Raw genomic sequence first — 14,543 nt, 5'->3', positions numbered from 1 at the left:
GCAGCAGCCGTGGCCAGGGATCAGACTCCCGGATTTAGCGCGACGGCGTGCCCTGGCTGGCGCCGGGCACCGCGCTGGCCGTCACCTTGGGCGGTTTGACCGGATAGACCTCGGTCATCAGCGGCCGCTGCATGGTGCATTGCGCGGGCAGGGTGGTCTGCGCGGGGCGGTAGGTGTGCTCCAGCGCAAAGGTGTAGCCGGTGTTTTCCACGTCGTAAGGGTTGGCGGGCGAGACCGGCTGCCAGTCGCTGACATAGATGGGCTGCAGCAATTGGTGATCGGCCGCGCGCAGGGTGACCTCGCCGTTGAAGGTGTGGAACTTGAGCCCTTCCATCGCGCGGGCGACCTTCAGCGGCTCGGTGCTGTGCGCCTTGGTCATGGCGGCAGTAAGCAGCGCCAGTCCGGTGTAGGTGGCGGGTACCGAGAAGTCTTGCTTGTACTTGTCGCGGAAACCTTTTTGCAGGCTTTGCAGCACGCCGGGGAGATTGGGGTTGCTGTAATAGACCAGCTTGACGCGCCCGGCGTCGTGCGGGCCGATTTCGCTGGGCGCGCCCAGACTGCTGGCGTAGAAGGTGTAGAGATCGGCCTTGAGCCCGCCTTGCTGCGCCGCCTTGATGAGCAGGGTGAGGTCGGGGCCCCAGTTGGCGGTGATGATGCAGTCTGCCTTGGCGGCCTGCACCTTGGCGATATAGGGCGAAAAGTCTTTGACCTGCCCGAGGGGCACGAAGTCTTCGCCCACGATCTGGATGTCGGGCCGTTTGAGCGCCAGCATTTCGCGGGCGTACTTCGCCACCTGATGGCCGAAGGAATAGTCTTGCTCGATGAGATAGACGCGCTTGATCTCCGGCCGGCTGCGGATGTCGTCGGTCATCGCCTGCAGGGTCATGGGCACGCTGGGCTGCAGCGCAAAGTGCCAGAAACTGCAGTCACTGCCCGTCAGTGCGGAATCGACCGCGGCGTAGTTGAGATAGAGCACTTCCTTGCCGGGATGGCGGGTGTTGTGACGGCTCACCGCTTTAGAGAGCGCAATCGCCGCGCCCGATCCGTCGCCCTGCAACACATAGCGGATGCCCTGATCCACCGCGGCCTGCAGTGCATTGACCGTGTCTTGCACCGCGCCCTTGTTGTCGAAGGGCACGATCTCGAAGCGCACCCCGGCGGTGTTGCCGCGGTTGACCCGGTCGGCCACGAACTGCCAACTCTGCAACTGGTTCTGCCCCACTGCGGCGAAGGGGCCGGTGAGCGGGTCGATGAAAGCGAGCTTGACGGTGGGAATCTGCCGCGCATGCACTGGCGCGGCGCCGAGCAACAAGCCACCGGCCAGGGTGGAAATAAAACTTCTGCGGGTGGTGTGCATGCGAGCAAAGCCTTGTGAGGGAACAGTCGCCCCGGTTTTCAGGGGCGGCGCAAAAAGGCAATGCTATTTCAACCCGGATTTCCCATTCGGCGGGGCTTTGCCCCTACACGGGCGCTGGCGGACGGCTTGAGGCGTCTTCGCCCCCGCGCTTCGCGCCCATAGCTCGGGCTATGGGCTTGTCGCGCAGGGCCGAATCCATCCCCAATCCGCCGCGCCATCATCCCGTGTCCTCATGGAAAATCCGGGTTCAACGCCATCCGGGCAGCTTAGAACTTCACCCCCACCCGCGCGTACACCGAGCGTCCCGGCCCCGGCACGGCAATGCCCCAGGGCAGGCCGTTGATCGACATGGTCGTGCCCTGGCCGACGTAGGCACCGCCGGTAGGCAGGGCGTAAAACTTGTCGAGCAGGTTGTCGATGCCGAAATCGACCCGCGCTTGCTTGAAGCTGTAGCTGGTGCGCAGGTTGAGCAGGCCGTAGCCGCCGGTCGGGATTTCATTGCGCACGGCGGAAACCTGCGTCTTGGCCTTGACCAGCACCCATTCCAGCGTGTTGTTCCATCCGCCCAACTGCTGGGTGAGACTGAACCGGGCGTTGAGCGGCATGATGGCGTAGAGGTTGTCTCCCGTGGTGGTGTTTTCCCCTCGGGTGTAGTTCACCACGCCTTGCAGCCCCAGCCGGCCGAGCGCGCCATCGCCCAAAGGCATCTTGCCCGAGAGATTCAGCCCATACAGCCGCGCGGTCTGGTTGACGTATTTGAGGACGACGAACTGGTTTTTCAGCGGCGTGGCTTGCGGCGCGTTGGCCATTGCGTTCCACTGCACCGCGTCGATGTAATCGCTGACATGGGTGTAGAACGGTTGCGCGGTGAACGTCCAAGCGCGGTCGGCGCTGTGCAGATCGAAGCTGGCCGACAGGGTGGTGGCTTTTTCCGGCTTGAGATTGGGGTTGCCGATGTAGCCGTTGCCGTCGCCGACGAAGTTGTTCATCACTGCAGCCATCGACCAGGTGCTCCAGGGATCGCGCTGGTAGAGGTTGGGCGAGCGGGTGGTGTGGCTCAGGCCCACCGAGAGGTCCTGCTCGGGCGAGAGCGTCCAGCGCGACAGCAGCGAAGCATCGACATGGGTGTCGGTGCGCGCGCGGTCGATGGTGTTGAACGCCGTGGCGTCGCGCAACTGGTAGTTCATCATCGTGCCCATGCCATTGCTGTTGGCATAGCCGTGCACCGGCCCGGCATCGGTGCGCACGCGCTCCACCCGCAGCCCCGCCAGGGTTTGCCACTGTGCGCTGAGCTGCTTTTGCCATTCGCCCCACACGCCGATGCGGTCGCGCTTGCCGTCGTTGACGTTGAGGAAGGTGCCGGGCCACATCATCCCGCCCGAAGGCGTCCAGTAGTCGTCGAGGTGATAGCGCTGCAGATCGACTCCGGTGCGCAACACGTCTTGCGCCGACAGATCGATGCTCGCCTGCAGCTTCACCCCGGTGGTGCGGCTTTGGCTATACATCGGCATGCCGGCGGCGCAGGTGGGCGAGATCGGGCTGCAGGGATAGCCGCCCACGCTGCCCTGCATGGTCTGGCTGCCGTACCAGAAGCGTTTGTCTGCGCCGAAGTCCATGAAGTGATCGACGGTTTCATGGTAGGCGCGCGCATCGAGCGAGCCCCAGCCGAACTGCTTGAGCCAGTGCAGATTGATGCGTTTTTCGGTATTGCCCAGCATGTCCATGCGCTGGTTGGGATAGAGCTGATACGGCACGTCCTGATAGCCCAGACCGATTTCGAACAATTGATCGCTGCCCTTCCACGCCAGCCCCAAGGTGTGGTTGCGCACGTCGTAGGCGGTGGAGCCGACGACGTCGCGCGCGAGGCTCTGCCCCGGGCGGCCGGTGGCGGTGAGGGTTTTGAAGTCGCCCCCGGCGGAGTAGTCGTCGGCCTTGGTCAGTGCGCCGTCATAGGCGATGGCGAACGACGGCGTGCCGTAATAAGCGTTCAGCCCGAGGCTGCGCGCATCGCTGTTGCTGGCATAGCCCGCGCTGACCTCGCCGCCTGTGATCGACGCATGCCCCGCCGGGGCGAACTGCGGCGCGCGGGTTTTCACCTCGATGGCGCCGCCGATGGCGTCGCCACCGACCGACACCGGCACCATGCCCGCCGGATACACGGTGATGCTCTGCACCTGCGACGGCGAGGCGTAAGACAGCACCGGGTTCATATGGTTGGGGCAGCTGGCGATCAGCCCCATGCCGTCGAGCTGGATGTTGAGGTTGTCGTCCGACAGGCCGTTGTACTGCGGCAGCCCGGAGACGCCGCCCGCCGCGTTGACCGACAGGCCGGGAATGCCCAGCAGCAGGCTGGCGGTGTCATTCGTTGCGGCGCGGCGCTGGGCCAGATCGATGGCGCTTTGCCATTGCGCCCAGGACTGCGCACCAGCGGCCGCGCCCGAGACGACGACTTCGGGCAAGGCGGTCTCGGCGGCCTGGACGTTGCTGGCGCACAGGGCAGCCAGTGCAGCACTCAGGGCGATTGAAAGGGCGGTGCGCGACAAACGCGAGCTTGACGGAGGACAGAAAGATGTTTGCATGGACAATTGAAAGCGATGGATTCAAACCGTTGCCAAAAATGACGGTCTCACTGTAGGAATGCCTGTTGCGCCCCGAGCGCGACAAAACGTCGCATTTGTCGCCCTCCTGTCACAGGGGTTTCCCCGAATTCGCCTCACCGCCATGCAAGACTTTGTGTTGTTCGACGACGCGCTGGAGCCGTCGCAGCCGCTGACCCGCCTGTACCAGCAGCCGGTGGCGCACTGGCAGGCGTGGCAGGCAGAGCAAGTCGAGAGTGCTTTTCAGCAGCTCGAACACGCATTGAACGCTGGGCGTCAGGTCGCCTTGTTCGTCCATTACGAAGCCGCGCAGGCGCTGGCTGGCTTGCCCGTGCATGCTCCCCTGGCCACCCCTCTGGTCGAGGCGCTGGCGTTCGATGCGGCCACGCGCATGACCGCCGCCGAGACGCAGCAGTGGCTCCAAGCGCAAAGCGCCAGCCTCGATGATGGCCAGCCCTGCGGCGTGGCCGCTCTGCAGCCCGGCATCACGCAGGCGGACTACACCACGGCGCTGGCGCGCATAGCCGAGCATCTGCGCGCGGGTGATAGCTACCAGATCAACTTCACCTGGCCGCTGCGCGGGCAGGCGTTCGGCCATCCGTTGGCGCTATATGCCGCGCTGCGGCAGGCGCAGCCCACGCGCTATTCCTGCCTGGCCAAACTCGGCGGGCGCTGGGTGCTCAGTTTTTCGCCCGAACTCTTTTTCTCGCGTGAGGGGGCCACGCTGCGCGCACGGCCGATGAAGGGCACCGCTGCGCGCAGCGCCGACGCAGAAGCCGACGCGCAGGCCGCGCTGGCGCTGGCTGCCGATCCCAAGAACCGCGCCGAGAACCTGATGATCCTGGACCTCTTACGCAACGATCTGGGGCGGCTGGCCGTGCCGGGTTCGGTGTGCGTGCCTGAGAGCTTCACCGTCGAGCGCTATCCCACTGTGTGGCAGATGACCTCCAGCGTGCAGGCCGTGCTCGACGAGCGCGGCGGGCCACGGCGCTGGGCGGAGATTTTTGCCGCGCTGTTTCCCTGCGGCTCGGTAACGGGCGCGCCCAAGCGCAAAAGCATGGAGACCATTCGCGCGCTGGAGGGCGGGCCGCGCGGGCTTTATACCGGCGCGCTGGGCTTCATCGACCCGCGCGACGCCGGGCAAGGGCCGCTGGCGGTGTTCAGCGTGCCGATTCGCACCTTGCAGGTCGAAGACCACGTGCAGACCACAGGGGAGGCCGCCGGAGCCCGCGCTTTTCAACTGGGCGTGGGCAGCGGCGTGGTGATCGACTCCGACCCCGCCGCCGAGTGGCAGGAATGCTGGGACAAGCTGCGCTTTGTCACCGCGCACGATCCGGGCTTCGGTCTGATCGAAACCTTCGCCGCCGTGTGGCCCGCGCAGACCGGGCGCATCGAGCGGCATCTGGCCCGGCTGGCGCGCTCGGCAGCGTTTTTCGGCTTTGCCTGTGATCTGCCCGCGTTCCGGCAAGCCTTGGCCGAGGCGCATCGCGGCCTCGTTGCGCTTTCGGCGCCCGCACTGGCCGATGGCTGTGAGGCGTGGCAGGCCGCCAGCGCGGCTCTGGCTCCCGCGCCCTGGCGCACGCGGTTGGTGCTGCGCAAATCGGGCGCGGTCGAGATCGACGTGCAGCCCATGCCGCCCGCGCCGCAGCAACCGGTGCGGCTGCTGCGGGCCGCCGAAGCGCTCGATTCGGCCGACCTGTTCCTGCGCCACAAGACCACCCACCGTGCGCGCTACGACGCCGCCTGGCGCGCCGCCGAGGCGCAGGGAGCGTTCGACCAGATCTTCTGCAACGAACGCGGCGAACTGTGCGAAGGCGGGCGCAGCTCGCTGCTGCTGCGCTTGGGCGGCGCGTGGTGCACTCCGGCGCTGACAAGCGGCCTGTTGCCCGGAGTCGGGCGGCAATGGCTGATCGACCACGGCGGGGTGCGCGAGTGTGTGCTCCAAGCCGATGCCCTGCTGCGCGCGCAGCAAATCGCCGTGGTCAATAGTTTGCGTGGGGTTTTGGCGGCCGCGTTGTGAAGTGGCGGAAATTTCCGTAGGCGCCGTCATGGCACTCGACGGCGCGCAGCGGCGTGCCACGGGGACATGGCATCATCGAATCATGTCAACTCTTGCGCTTGTTTGGTTCAAACGCGACCTGCGTGTGCAGGATCACGCCGCGTTGCACGCCGCCGCGCAATGCGATGCGGCGCTGGCGCTTTATGTGGTGGAACCGGAGTGGATCGCCAGCCCGGAGTGCGATGCGCAGCATGTGCAGTTCGCGGCGGATTGCGTGTCCGCGCTGAGGGAGTCGCTGATGCAAGCCGGTCTCAGGCTGTTGGTGCGCGTGGGCGATGTGCCTCAGGTGTTCGAGGACATTCGCCGCGAGGTGCGTTTCACCCATCTGTTCAGCCACGAAGAAACCGGTCCAGGCTGGACCTATGCGCGCGACAAACGGGTGGCGCATTGGTGCCGAGAGCAAGGCGTGATCTGGCAGGAATGGCCGCAAAACGGCGTGGTGCGCCGTCTGCGTGATCGTGCGGGCTGGACGGCCCGCTGGCAAAGGCGCATGGATGCGCCGCAAGTGCCTGTGCCGCAGGGCCTGCGCGACGCATCCAAGCCGCTGGCAGCGGGCGACTTTCCGGCCCTGCGCGATCTGCGCTTGCCCGCGGCCCGCCCCACGCCCGCTGCGGGCACGGCGGCGGCCCTCTCCACTCTGCACAGCTTTCTGGACACGCGGGGCGCGCAGTACCGGCGCGATCTGTCCAGCCCGCTCACGGCAGCGCAGGGCTGCTCGCACCTGAGCGCGCATCTGGCCTTCGGCACGCTCTCCATGCGGCAGGTGCATCAGGCCACCGAGCAGCGCATTCGCGCCTTGCAGGCCAGCGGCGAGCCGTCGGCGCGCAACATGGCGTATCACCTGCGCGGTTTTGCCGGGCGGCTGCGCTGGCATTGCCACTTCATGCAAAAGCTCGAAGATGAACCGGGCATCGAGTTCCACAACTTTGCGCGCGCCTACGACGGCTTGCGCGAACCCGAATTCAACGCCGCGTATTTCGAGGCTTGGCGTAGTGGCAACACCGGCTTCCCGATGGTGGACGCCTGCATGCGCTGCCTCAACGCAACCGGCTGGATCAACTTTCGCATGCGTGCCATGCTGGTGAGTTTCGCCGCCTATCACCTCTGGTTGCATTGGCGCGAGCCGGGGCTGCATCTGGCGCGGCAGTTTCTCGATTTCGAGCCGGGCATTCACTGGAGCCAGATGCAAATGCAATCGGGCACCACCGGCATCAACACCCTGCGCGTGTATTCCCCGTCCAAGCAGCAAGCTGACCATGATCCGCAGGGCGCGTTCATCCGCCAGTGGGTGCCGGAGTGGGGCACATCGTCTTACCCACCCCCCATCGTCGATGAGCGCAGCGCCGTCAAGCGGGCCAAAGACCGCATCTATGCCATCCGCCTAAGCCCGCAGGCGAGTGACGAGGCGCGGGCGGTGCAGCAGCGGCACGGCTCGCGCAAGAGCGGCCTGCCGCCCAGCGGCTCCCGCTCGCGCAAGCCGCCGGTCGCGCCACCCGCGCCACCGCGACAGCAGGAGTTGTTCGAATGAGCGCAGCGGCAAGCGGTCACAAGGGGAACAAGGCGGCTCTGGCCAGCAAACCCTGCGCGGTGTGCGGTCGCCCCATGAGTTGGCGTCGCGCCTGGGCGAAAAACTGGGAGGCGGTGCGCTACTGCTCGCAAGCCTGCCGCAAAAATCGGAACAAGGCCAAGAGCCAGGTTGGAGCGTGGCATGACGAGCCCTGATCCTGCGAGGCCGCTGCGCCATTTGGTGCTGGTGCTGGGTGATCAGCTCGACCCGCAGGCCAGCGCGTTCGACGGGTTCGACCCCGTGCAAGATGCGGTGTGGATGGCCGAAGTGGCGGAAGAGTCCACCCATGTCTGGTCTTCCAAGCCGCGCATCGCCTTGTTTCTGGCGGCAATGCGCCACTTCGCGGCAGACTTGCGTGCCGCCGGCCTCACAGTGCATTACACCGAGCTTGACGACGCCGCTAACGCGGGCAGTTTGGCTGCCGAACTGCAGCGCGCTGTGCAGCGCCTGCGCCCTACTCAGTTGGTCATGACCCAGCCCGGCGACTGGCGGGTGATGCAGTCGATCAAGGCTGCCGCTGCTGCGCTCGGCGTGCCGCTGGAAGTGCGCGAAGACCGGCACTTCTACGCTTCGTCCAGCGACTTTGCCGCGCACGCCCGAGGCCGCAAGCAGTTGCGCATGGAGTTTTTCTACCGCGCCATGCGCCAGCGACACGATGTGTTGATGGAGGGTGATCAGCCCTCTGGCGGACAGTGGAATTTCGATGCCGACAACCGCGAGGCGTTTCCCAAGTCCGGCCCCAGCCATGTGCCCAGCCCCGCGCAGTTTGCGCCAGACGCCATCACGCGCGAGGTCATCGCTTTGGTGAATCAGCGCTTCGCCAGCCACCCGGGCACGCTGGCCGATTTCGCCTGGCCGGTGACGCGGTCGCAGGCCTTGCAGGCGCTGGAGCGCTTCATGCGCGAGCGCCTGCCCCAATTCGGCCAGTGGCAAGACGCACTCTGGCCCAACGAGCCCTGGCTCTGGCATGCCCACCTTTCTGCCGCGCTCAACCTCAAGCTCCTGAATCCGCGCGAAGTGGTCGAGGCGGCGCAGACCGCTTGGCGTCAGGGCAAAGCGCCGCTGCACAGCGCCGAGGGCTTCATCCGCCAGATTCTGGGCTGGCGCGAATATGTGCGCGGCATTTACTGGACGCAGATGCCCGGCTACGCCGAGCGCAACGCGCTGGGCGCGCAGGCGCCGTTGCCCGCCTGGTTCTGGACCGGCCAGACCGACATGGCCTGCCTGCGCGACGCCCTGGCGCAAACCCTGCGCTACGGTTACGCCCATCACATCCAGCGGCTGATGGTCATCGGCCTGTATGCCTTGCTGCACGGGGTGCAGCCGCAGCAGGTGCACCAGTGGTTTTTGGCCGTTTATGTCGATGCGGTGGAGTGGGTGGAACTGCCCAACACCCTGGGGATGAGCCAGGCGGCGGACGACGGCCTGATGGCCAGCAAGCCCTACATCGCCAGCGGCAAATACATTCAGCGCATGAGCGGCGGCAGCCTGTGCGCGGCCTGCCGGTTCGATCCGGCGCAGCGCACCGGCGCGCGGGCTTGCCCCTACACCACGCTGTATTGGGACTTTTTGCTGCGGCACGAGGCGCGTCTTGCGGCCAATCCGCGCACGGTGATGCAGGTGCGCAATCTGGCGCGGTTGTCGGCCGACGAGCGCGCGCGTATCCAGGCGCAAGCCCAGTCGATCCGGGACGCGGCATGACTCTGGCAACCGAACCAGCAACGCTTTTCGAGCCGACCCTTGCGGCAGCGCAGCGCCGCCTCGCTGCGGTGCGTCCTGCAGACTACGCCCGCAGCCGCAACCATTTGGAAGGGCACGTCACCCGGCTCTCACCGTATTTGACGCATGGCTTTCTCGGTCTGCGCGACGTGGTGCAGCACCTGTCGATGCGCCACGGCCTCGGGCTGCAGGACAAGCTGTTGCAGGAACTCGGTTGGCGCGCTTTTTTTCAGCAGGTTTGGCGTCACGAGGGCAGCGGCATTCTGCAATCGCAGCACCCCGGCCCGCTGCCAGACCGTGCTTACGCCCCCGCCTTGCCCGCGGACCTGCGCGAAGGCCGCACCGGCGTGCCGGTGATCGACCAGGCGGTGCGCGCGCTCTATGCCACGGGCTATTTGCACAACCACGCGCGCATGTGGCTGGCTTCCTACACCGTGCATCTGCGCAAGGTGCACTGGCGCGCCGGGGCCGACTGGATGGTTGCGCACCTGCTCGATGGCGATCTCGCCAGCAACCACCTGTCTTGGCAATGGGTGGCGGGCACGGGCAGCTCCAAGCCCTATTTGTTCAATGCCGACAACGTGGCGAAGTACGCGCCTGCCGCCTGGCATAGCCCGGGCACCGTGATCGATGCGTCTTACGAAAGACTGGATGCGCTTGCGCGTCAACCACGAGACCTCGGCCCTGAACCCGGCGAATTTTTCGGCGTGGCAAAACCCGCCTTGTTCTCCGAGCCGCCCGCAGGCGGGTTTTCGCAAGCGGATGCGCGGGCCGTGGCCGCACAAGATGTCTGGCTGGTTCACCCCTGGGCGCTGGGGCCGGTTCCAGAAGGCAGGCTGCCGGTCGCGGTTTGCGATACCGATTGGCACGCGCGCTGGCCCTGGTCTGCCGCGCGTTGGCAGTTTGTGGCCGCGCGCATGCAGGCGCTTGCGCCCGTGCGCTGGTTTGGGACGACGGCCTCTTTGCTGGAGGCGCTCAAGGCGGCGCGCTCGGTGCAAGGCTGGCATAACCCGCATCTTTCCGCAGCCTGGAACGATCTTGCTCTGGCCATGCCGCCGCTGGCTTTTGCCGAGCCGACGCAGCGTTGCCGTTCGTTTTCTGCGTATTGGTCGCGCGTGCAAATCCTTTCACCGTCATCGTCTATTCAAGGAGACCTGTTTCATGAGTGAGCAACCCATTGTTTTGATTACCGGTGCGCGCGGCGGCATGGGCCGGGCGCTGAGTGCGCAGTTGCATGCGCAGGGCTGGCGCGTGGCCGCCGTTGGGCGAGACGCAGCGGCGCTGGCCGATGTGCCGTCCAGCGTGCGCATTACTGCGGATGTCACCACGCCCGAGGGCGCGGCGCAGGCCATCGCGCAGTGCGCGGAGCAACTGGGCCAGACGCCGTCGCATCTGGCGCATTGCGTGGGCAGCACCCTGATCGCACCGTTGCACCGCACCAGCGCCCAGCAATGGCGCGAGGTGCTGCGCGTCAACCTCGATAGCGCCCTTTGCGTGCTCGGCGCGTGGATCGAGGCGCGCCGCGCAGCGCAACAACTGGGCGCGGCGGTGCTGGTGAGTTCTGTCGTCGCGCAGATCGGGGTAGCCAACCACGAAGCCATTGCTGCGGCCAAAGCGGGCGTGGAAGGACTGGTGCGCAGCGCGGCGGCGACCTACGCGCCGATCGGTCTGCGCGTCAACGCCGTGGCGCCCGGCATGACCGACACGCCTTTGACCGCGGGCATGCTCAAAGTGGCCGCCATGCGAGAGGGCGCGGGCAAGCAATATCCGCTGGGCGGGGTGCAGACGGCCGAGCAAATCGCCGAAGTCATGGCCTTTCTGCTGTCAGAGTCCGCCAGCCGCATCACCGGCCAGTGCATCGCGGTGGATGGGGGCTTCACAACCATCAGGCCACTGGTGAAATAGTGTGTCCTAGACAAAACCGTTTATTTGTCGAGGTTATTCGCTTTCCAGCAACATTCGTTTCGGCGTGTTACCGCCGATTTTCCAACCCCCGGATGCAAAGGAGAGTGTGATGAACAGATGGATCAAATGGTTTGCCGCGCTGGGTGCAGCACTCAGCCTTGCGGCTTGTGGAGGTGATGGCGGCAGTTCGCCAGGCACCCTTGCGCAGGTCGCGCAGCAACAGGGTTTTACTGCTTTGGTGGCAGCCGCCTCCAAAGCAGGGTTGGTTGATACCCTGAATGCGCCCGGTGCCAACCTGACCGTATTCGCACCCACCAATCAGGCCTTTACGAACCTGGCGACCGAGTTGGGTTTTGCCAGTGCGACCGCGATGGTCGATGTCTTGCCTGCGGCCACTCTGAAGGATATTTTGCTCTATCACGTGCTCTCTGGAGTGAAAAATTCGCAGAACTTGGCCGCTGGAGGGCCGACACAGCAGACGCTCTACAGCTATAACGGTCAGCCCACCACGCTGGCGATCAGTACCGCGAGCGGGGTTCAAATCACCGATGCGGCGCTGACCAAAGCGAACGTGACGCAGCCGAACGTTGGCGCTTCAAACGGCGTGATCCACGTCATCGACAAGGTGCTGATTCCGCCCGGCGTGCTCAATGTGGTGCAGATGGCGCAGGTCAATCCACTTTTCTCAAGCCTCGTCAAGGCCGTAGTGGCGACCAATCTGCAAGGTGCGCTGAGCGGACCGGGGCCGTTTACCGTGTTTGCGCCGACGAATGACGCATTTGCCGCCGCGCCCACGGGTTTGAAAACCGATCAGCTCAAGACCGTGCTGCTCTACCATGTCTTGGACAAAGAAGTGTTGGCGTCGCAAATTCCTTTCGGTACCCCCATTGCTACGCTGGCAGGACAGGACATCACCATTAACCAAGGTACGCCGCCGACGATTACCGATACCACCAGCACACCAGCCGACATCATTGCCACCAATGTGCTGGCAAGCAATGGGGTGATTCATGTGATCAACAAGGTGCTGATTCCAACTCTCTGATCAAGTTTGCACTCATTCACGCGCCCTGACGGGCGCGTTTTTTGTTCTCTCAAGGAAACGCCGGGCCGTCCCAAGTTTCCTTGCCCCCGGGCGCTCATAAAGCTGAGTATTTGTGGCCTTTGGCCGCATACATCGCTTTGTCGGCCAGTCGCATCAGGGTGTCGGCATCCTGCGCGTCGAATGGGAAGGCGGAGATGCCGATGCTCATGTCGATGGGTAGTTGCACATTCGGCGCAATGTCGAACGGGGCGGCTACGGCTTGTCGCAGGCGCTGCACGCTGTTGGCATAGCCGGTCTGGACTTCGAGCGGGTTGAGGTCTTCCATCACCACGACGAATTCGTCTCCGCCCAGTCGCACCAGAAAATCGGTCTGGCGCTGCACGGCCTGCAGGCGACGGGTGAGTTCGCGCAGCACCCGGTCGCCCGCGCTGTGGCCCCAGGTGTCGTTGATCAGCTTGAAGCCGTCGAGATCGATCATGCCCACGGCGAACAGGCTGCCTTGCCGACGCGCGCGGGCGATGGCTTCGGGCAGGTATTGTTCGAGGGCATAGCGGTTGGGCAGGCCGGTGAGGGTGTCGTGGCGTGCGCGATGAGCTTCGACGCGCTGCAGATGGCTCAGGCGCTCTTTCACGTCGAGTTCATCGAGCCCATAGCCCAGCAGGGCCGCGACCTGCTCGCACAGGGCGATGGTCTGCTCGTCGAAGGCCTGCGCCTGTGGCGAGGTGAACACCAGCACCCCCCACAGCGCGCCACCGCGCCATACGGGGGTGGCCAGGGCGGCATGCCAGCGATAGCGCGACAGTGTGGAGTTCCAGGGCTGCATGTCCGGGTCGCGGAGCAGATCGTTGCAGACCTGCAGGGTCTGGGTATCCCAGACGCGCAGCACCAGGGGCACGCGGTTGGGGTCGTTCAGATGCACGCGAAAGTGATCGAGCTGCAGGGCGCCTTCGCCTGCGCGCGCCAGCACGCGAAAGGCGCCGCTGTCGTCCGGCCGCGCCAGCCAGGCGGCATGGAACTGGGTGTCGGTGGCGAGGGTGTCGCAGGTGCGCTGCAGCATCTCTTCTGCGCTGCGCGACTGCAGCACCACTTCGCCTTCGCTGATCAGGGCGCGGTAGAGGTTTTGCAGCCGGTCGATGCGCTCGCGCTGGCTGATGGCTTGCAGCCCGCGATCCACGCTGGCGGCGAGGTTGAGCAGCCAGTCGCGCAGGCTGTCGTCCATTTCGCAAGGGAGCCGCTCAGCCGCGTTGGCGCAGACCACGCGCAGCAAGGCGCACACCTGCCCTTGCGCATGCAGCGGGATGCAGGCGTCCAGCGTGCGGCCATCGCCCTGGAACTGCGGGCGATTCTGGCCCCAGGCGGTGTCGAGCAGCGAGGTGTCCAGCACGTCCAGTGGCGCCGGGCCGGACTGCGCGGCGATCTCGAAATCTCCTGTGATGGGGTCGCGCTGCACGATGCTTAGCGGCGCTTGGCCGTCCAGCGCTGCGTAGGTGCGGCAGATCGCGGCATAGAGCGCTGCGGCATTGGGCGCACTGGTGCCAAGCTGGTTGGCTTCGGCCAGCAGGGCGTTGAGCTGGGCTTGCCGCGCGGTGCGCGCGCGCGCGGTTTCGGCCCGCGTGCGCCAATCGAGCAGTTGCAGGAACTGGAGCTGCCCGCGGCGTATCGCCACGCCGAGGTAGAGCAGATAGATGCAAACCATGGCCGCCATCGCCGTGGACAAAGAGGTCTGCACCCCCATCAGGCGCAGCGCCAGCGGCACGATGACCGAGACGACGAACAGCCCGGAAGCCCAGGCGTCGAACGCCAGACCCGCCACCGCAGCCCCGCTCACCCCAGCCAAGAAGAAGGCGACGAACGATTGCTCGATGGGGCTCGCGGGAAAGAGGGCGGCGGGAATCGCGCCCCAACTCATCCCCGTGGCCCAGGACGCGGCCCGCAGCACGCGCAGTCGCAGCGAGCGCTGCACCGGACGAAGGTTTTCCGCCGACGCCCCGCGCCAGATCAGCCAGACCAACAGCCGAATCGCCTGCAGGCCGATCATCACGCCACCCCAGACCGCATAAAAGCCGGCGGGTGCGCCGCCGTGCAGAAACGCCATGGCGATGAGCGCCACCGAGGCATTGGTCACGGCAGAAACCGGCACCGTGGCGAGCAACAGCCGCACGCGTGCCGCAGCAATGGCGTGCGGTGCAGTCGTGATCTGGGCTTCGTGCGGCATGGGGGCGGGGTCAGTGCGCATCAATGCCAAGAAATGTAAACGGACATCCCCCTCAATTGAAGGGGCGAAGGCGACCTGC

Annotated in this window: 10 protein-coding genes; 7 read left to right on the top strand and 3 right to left on the bottom strand. The window is 65.7% G+C overall.

The genetic code is table 11. The features are described from left to right. Positions 1–34: 34 nt before the first annotated feature. The gene (locus BIO17B3_RS04370; RefSeq protein WP_156053167.1) at positions 35–1,357 is read right to left on the bottom strand and encodes a branched-chain amino acid ABC transporter substrate-binding protein; all 1,323 of its coding nucleotides are present in this window, start codon (positions 1,355–1,357) and stop codon (positions 35–37) included. Positions 1,358–1,623: 266 nt separating this feature from the next. Next, entirely contained in the window at positions 1,624–3,936 is a 2,313-nt protein-coding gene (locus tag BIO17B3_RS04365) for a TonB-dependent siderophore receptor (protein ID WP_156053166.1), read from the bottom strand. A gap of 142 nt (positions 3,937–4,078) precedes the next feature. Between BIO17B3_RS04365 and BIO17B3_RS04360 the strand changes: the two genes are divergently transcribed. The 7 genes from BIO17B3_RS04360 (at position 4,079) to BIO17B3_RS04330 (ending at position 12,249) form a co-directional block, all read left to right on the top strand. Continuing rightward, positions 4,079–5,974 (top strand): chorismate-binding protein, encoded by a 1,896-nt coding sequence (locus tag BIO17B3_RS04360; protein ID WP_156053165.1) that lies wholly within the window; start codon positions 4,079–4,081, stop codon positions 5,972–5,974. Positions 5,975–6,056: 82 nt separating this feature from the next. Then, the gene (locus BIO17B3_RS04355; RefSeq protein ID WP_156053164.1) at positions 6,057–7,541 is read left to right on the top strand and encodes a cryptochrome/deoxyribodipyrimidine photo-lyase family protein; all 1,485 of its coding nucleotides are present in this window, start codon (positions 6,057–6,059) and stop codon (positions 7,539–7,541) included. Next, positions 7,538–7,735, top strand: a complete 198-nt coding sequence (locus BIO17B3_RS04350) for a DUF2256 domain-containing protein (protein ID WP_156053163.1) — start codon at positions 7,538–7,540, stop codon at positions 7,733–7,735. The genes BIO17B3_RS04355 and BIO17B3_RS04350 overlap by 4 nt, the downstream gene beginning before the upstream one ends. Continuing rightward, positions 7,722–9,281: a cryptochrome/photolyase family protein gene (locus BIO17B3_RS04345; protein WP_156053162.1), complete on the top strand. Its 1,560-nt coding sequence runs from the start codon at positions 7,722–7,724 to the stop codon at positions 9,279–9,281. The genes BIO17B3_RS04350 and BIO17B3_RS04345 overlap by 14 nt, the downstream gene beginning before the upstream one ends. Then, a complete protein-coding gene (locus BIO17B3_RS04340; RefSeq protein ID WP_156053161.1) occupies positions 9,278–10,468 on the top strand; it encodes an FAD-binding domain-containing protein in 1,191 nt (396 codons plus the stop codon). The genes BIO17B3_RS04345 and BIO17B3_RS04340 overlap by 4 nt, the downstream gene beginning before the upstream one ends. Continuing rightward, positions 10,461–11,204, top strand: coding sequence for an SDR family NAD(P)-dependent oxidoreductase (locus BIO17B3_RS04335; protein WP_156053160.1), 744 nt, complete (start codon positions 10,461–10,463; stop codon positions 11,202–11,204). The genes BIO17B3_RS04340 and BIO17B3_RS04335 overlap by 8 nt, the downstream gene beginning before the upstream one ends. A gap of 109 nt (positions 11,205–11,313) precedes the next feature. Beyond that, entirely contained in the window at positions 11,314–12,249 is a 936-nt protein-coding gene (locus BIO17B3_RS04330) for a fasciclin domain-containing protein (protein WP_156053159.1), read from the top strand. Between the two features lie 94 nt (positions 12,250–12,343). Here the strand turns inward: BIO17B3_RS04330 and BIO17B3_RS04325 are convergent, their stop codons facing one another. After that, on the bottom strand, positions 12,344–14,485 hold the full coding sequence (locus BIO17B3_RS04325) for a sensor domain-containing diguanylate cyclase (protein WP_156053158.1): 2,142 nt from the start codon (positions 14,483–14,485) through the stop codon (positions 12,344–12,346). Between the last annotated feature and the right edge of the window lie 58 nt (positions 14,486–14,543).

It is taken from the genome of Thiomonas sp. OC7 (assembly GCF_900634595.1).
In the GTDB taxonomy this organism is placed as follows: domain Bacteria; phylum Pseudomonadota; class Gammaproteobacteria; order Burkholderiales; family Burkholderiaceae_C; genus Thiomonas; species Thiomonas arsenitoxydans.
The sequence above is the reverse complement of the archived record's forward strand: the minus strand, read 5'-3'. Positions and strand labels throughout refer to the sequence as shown.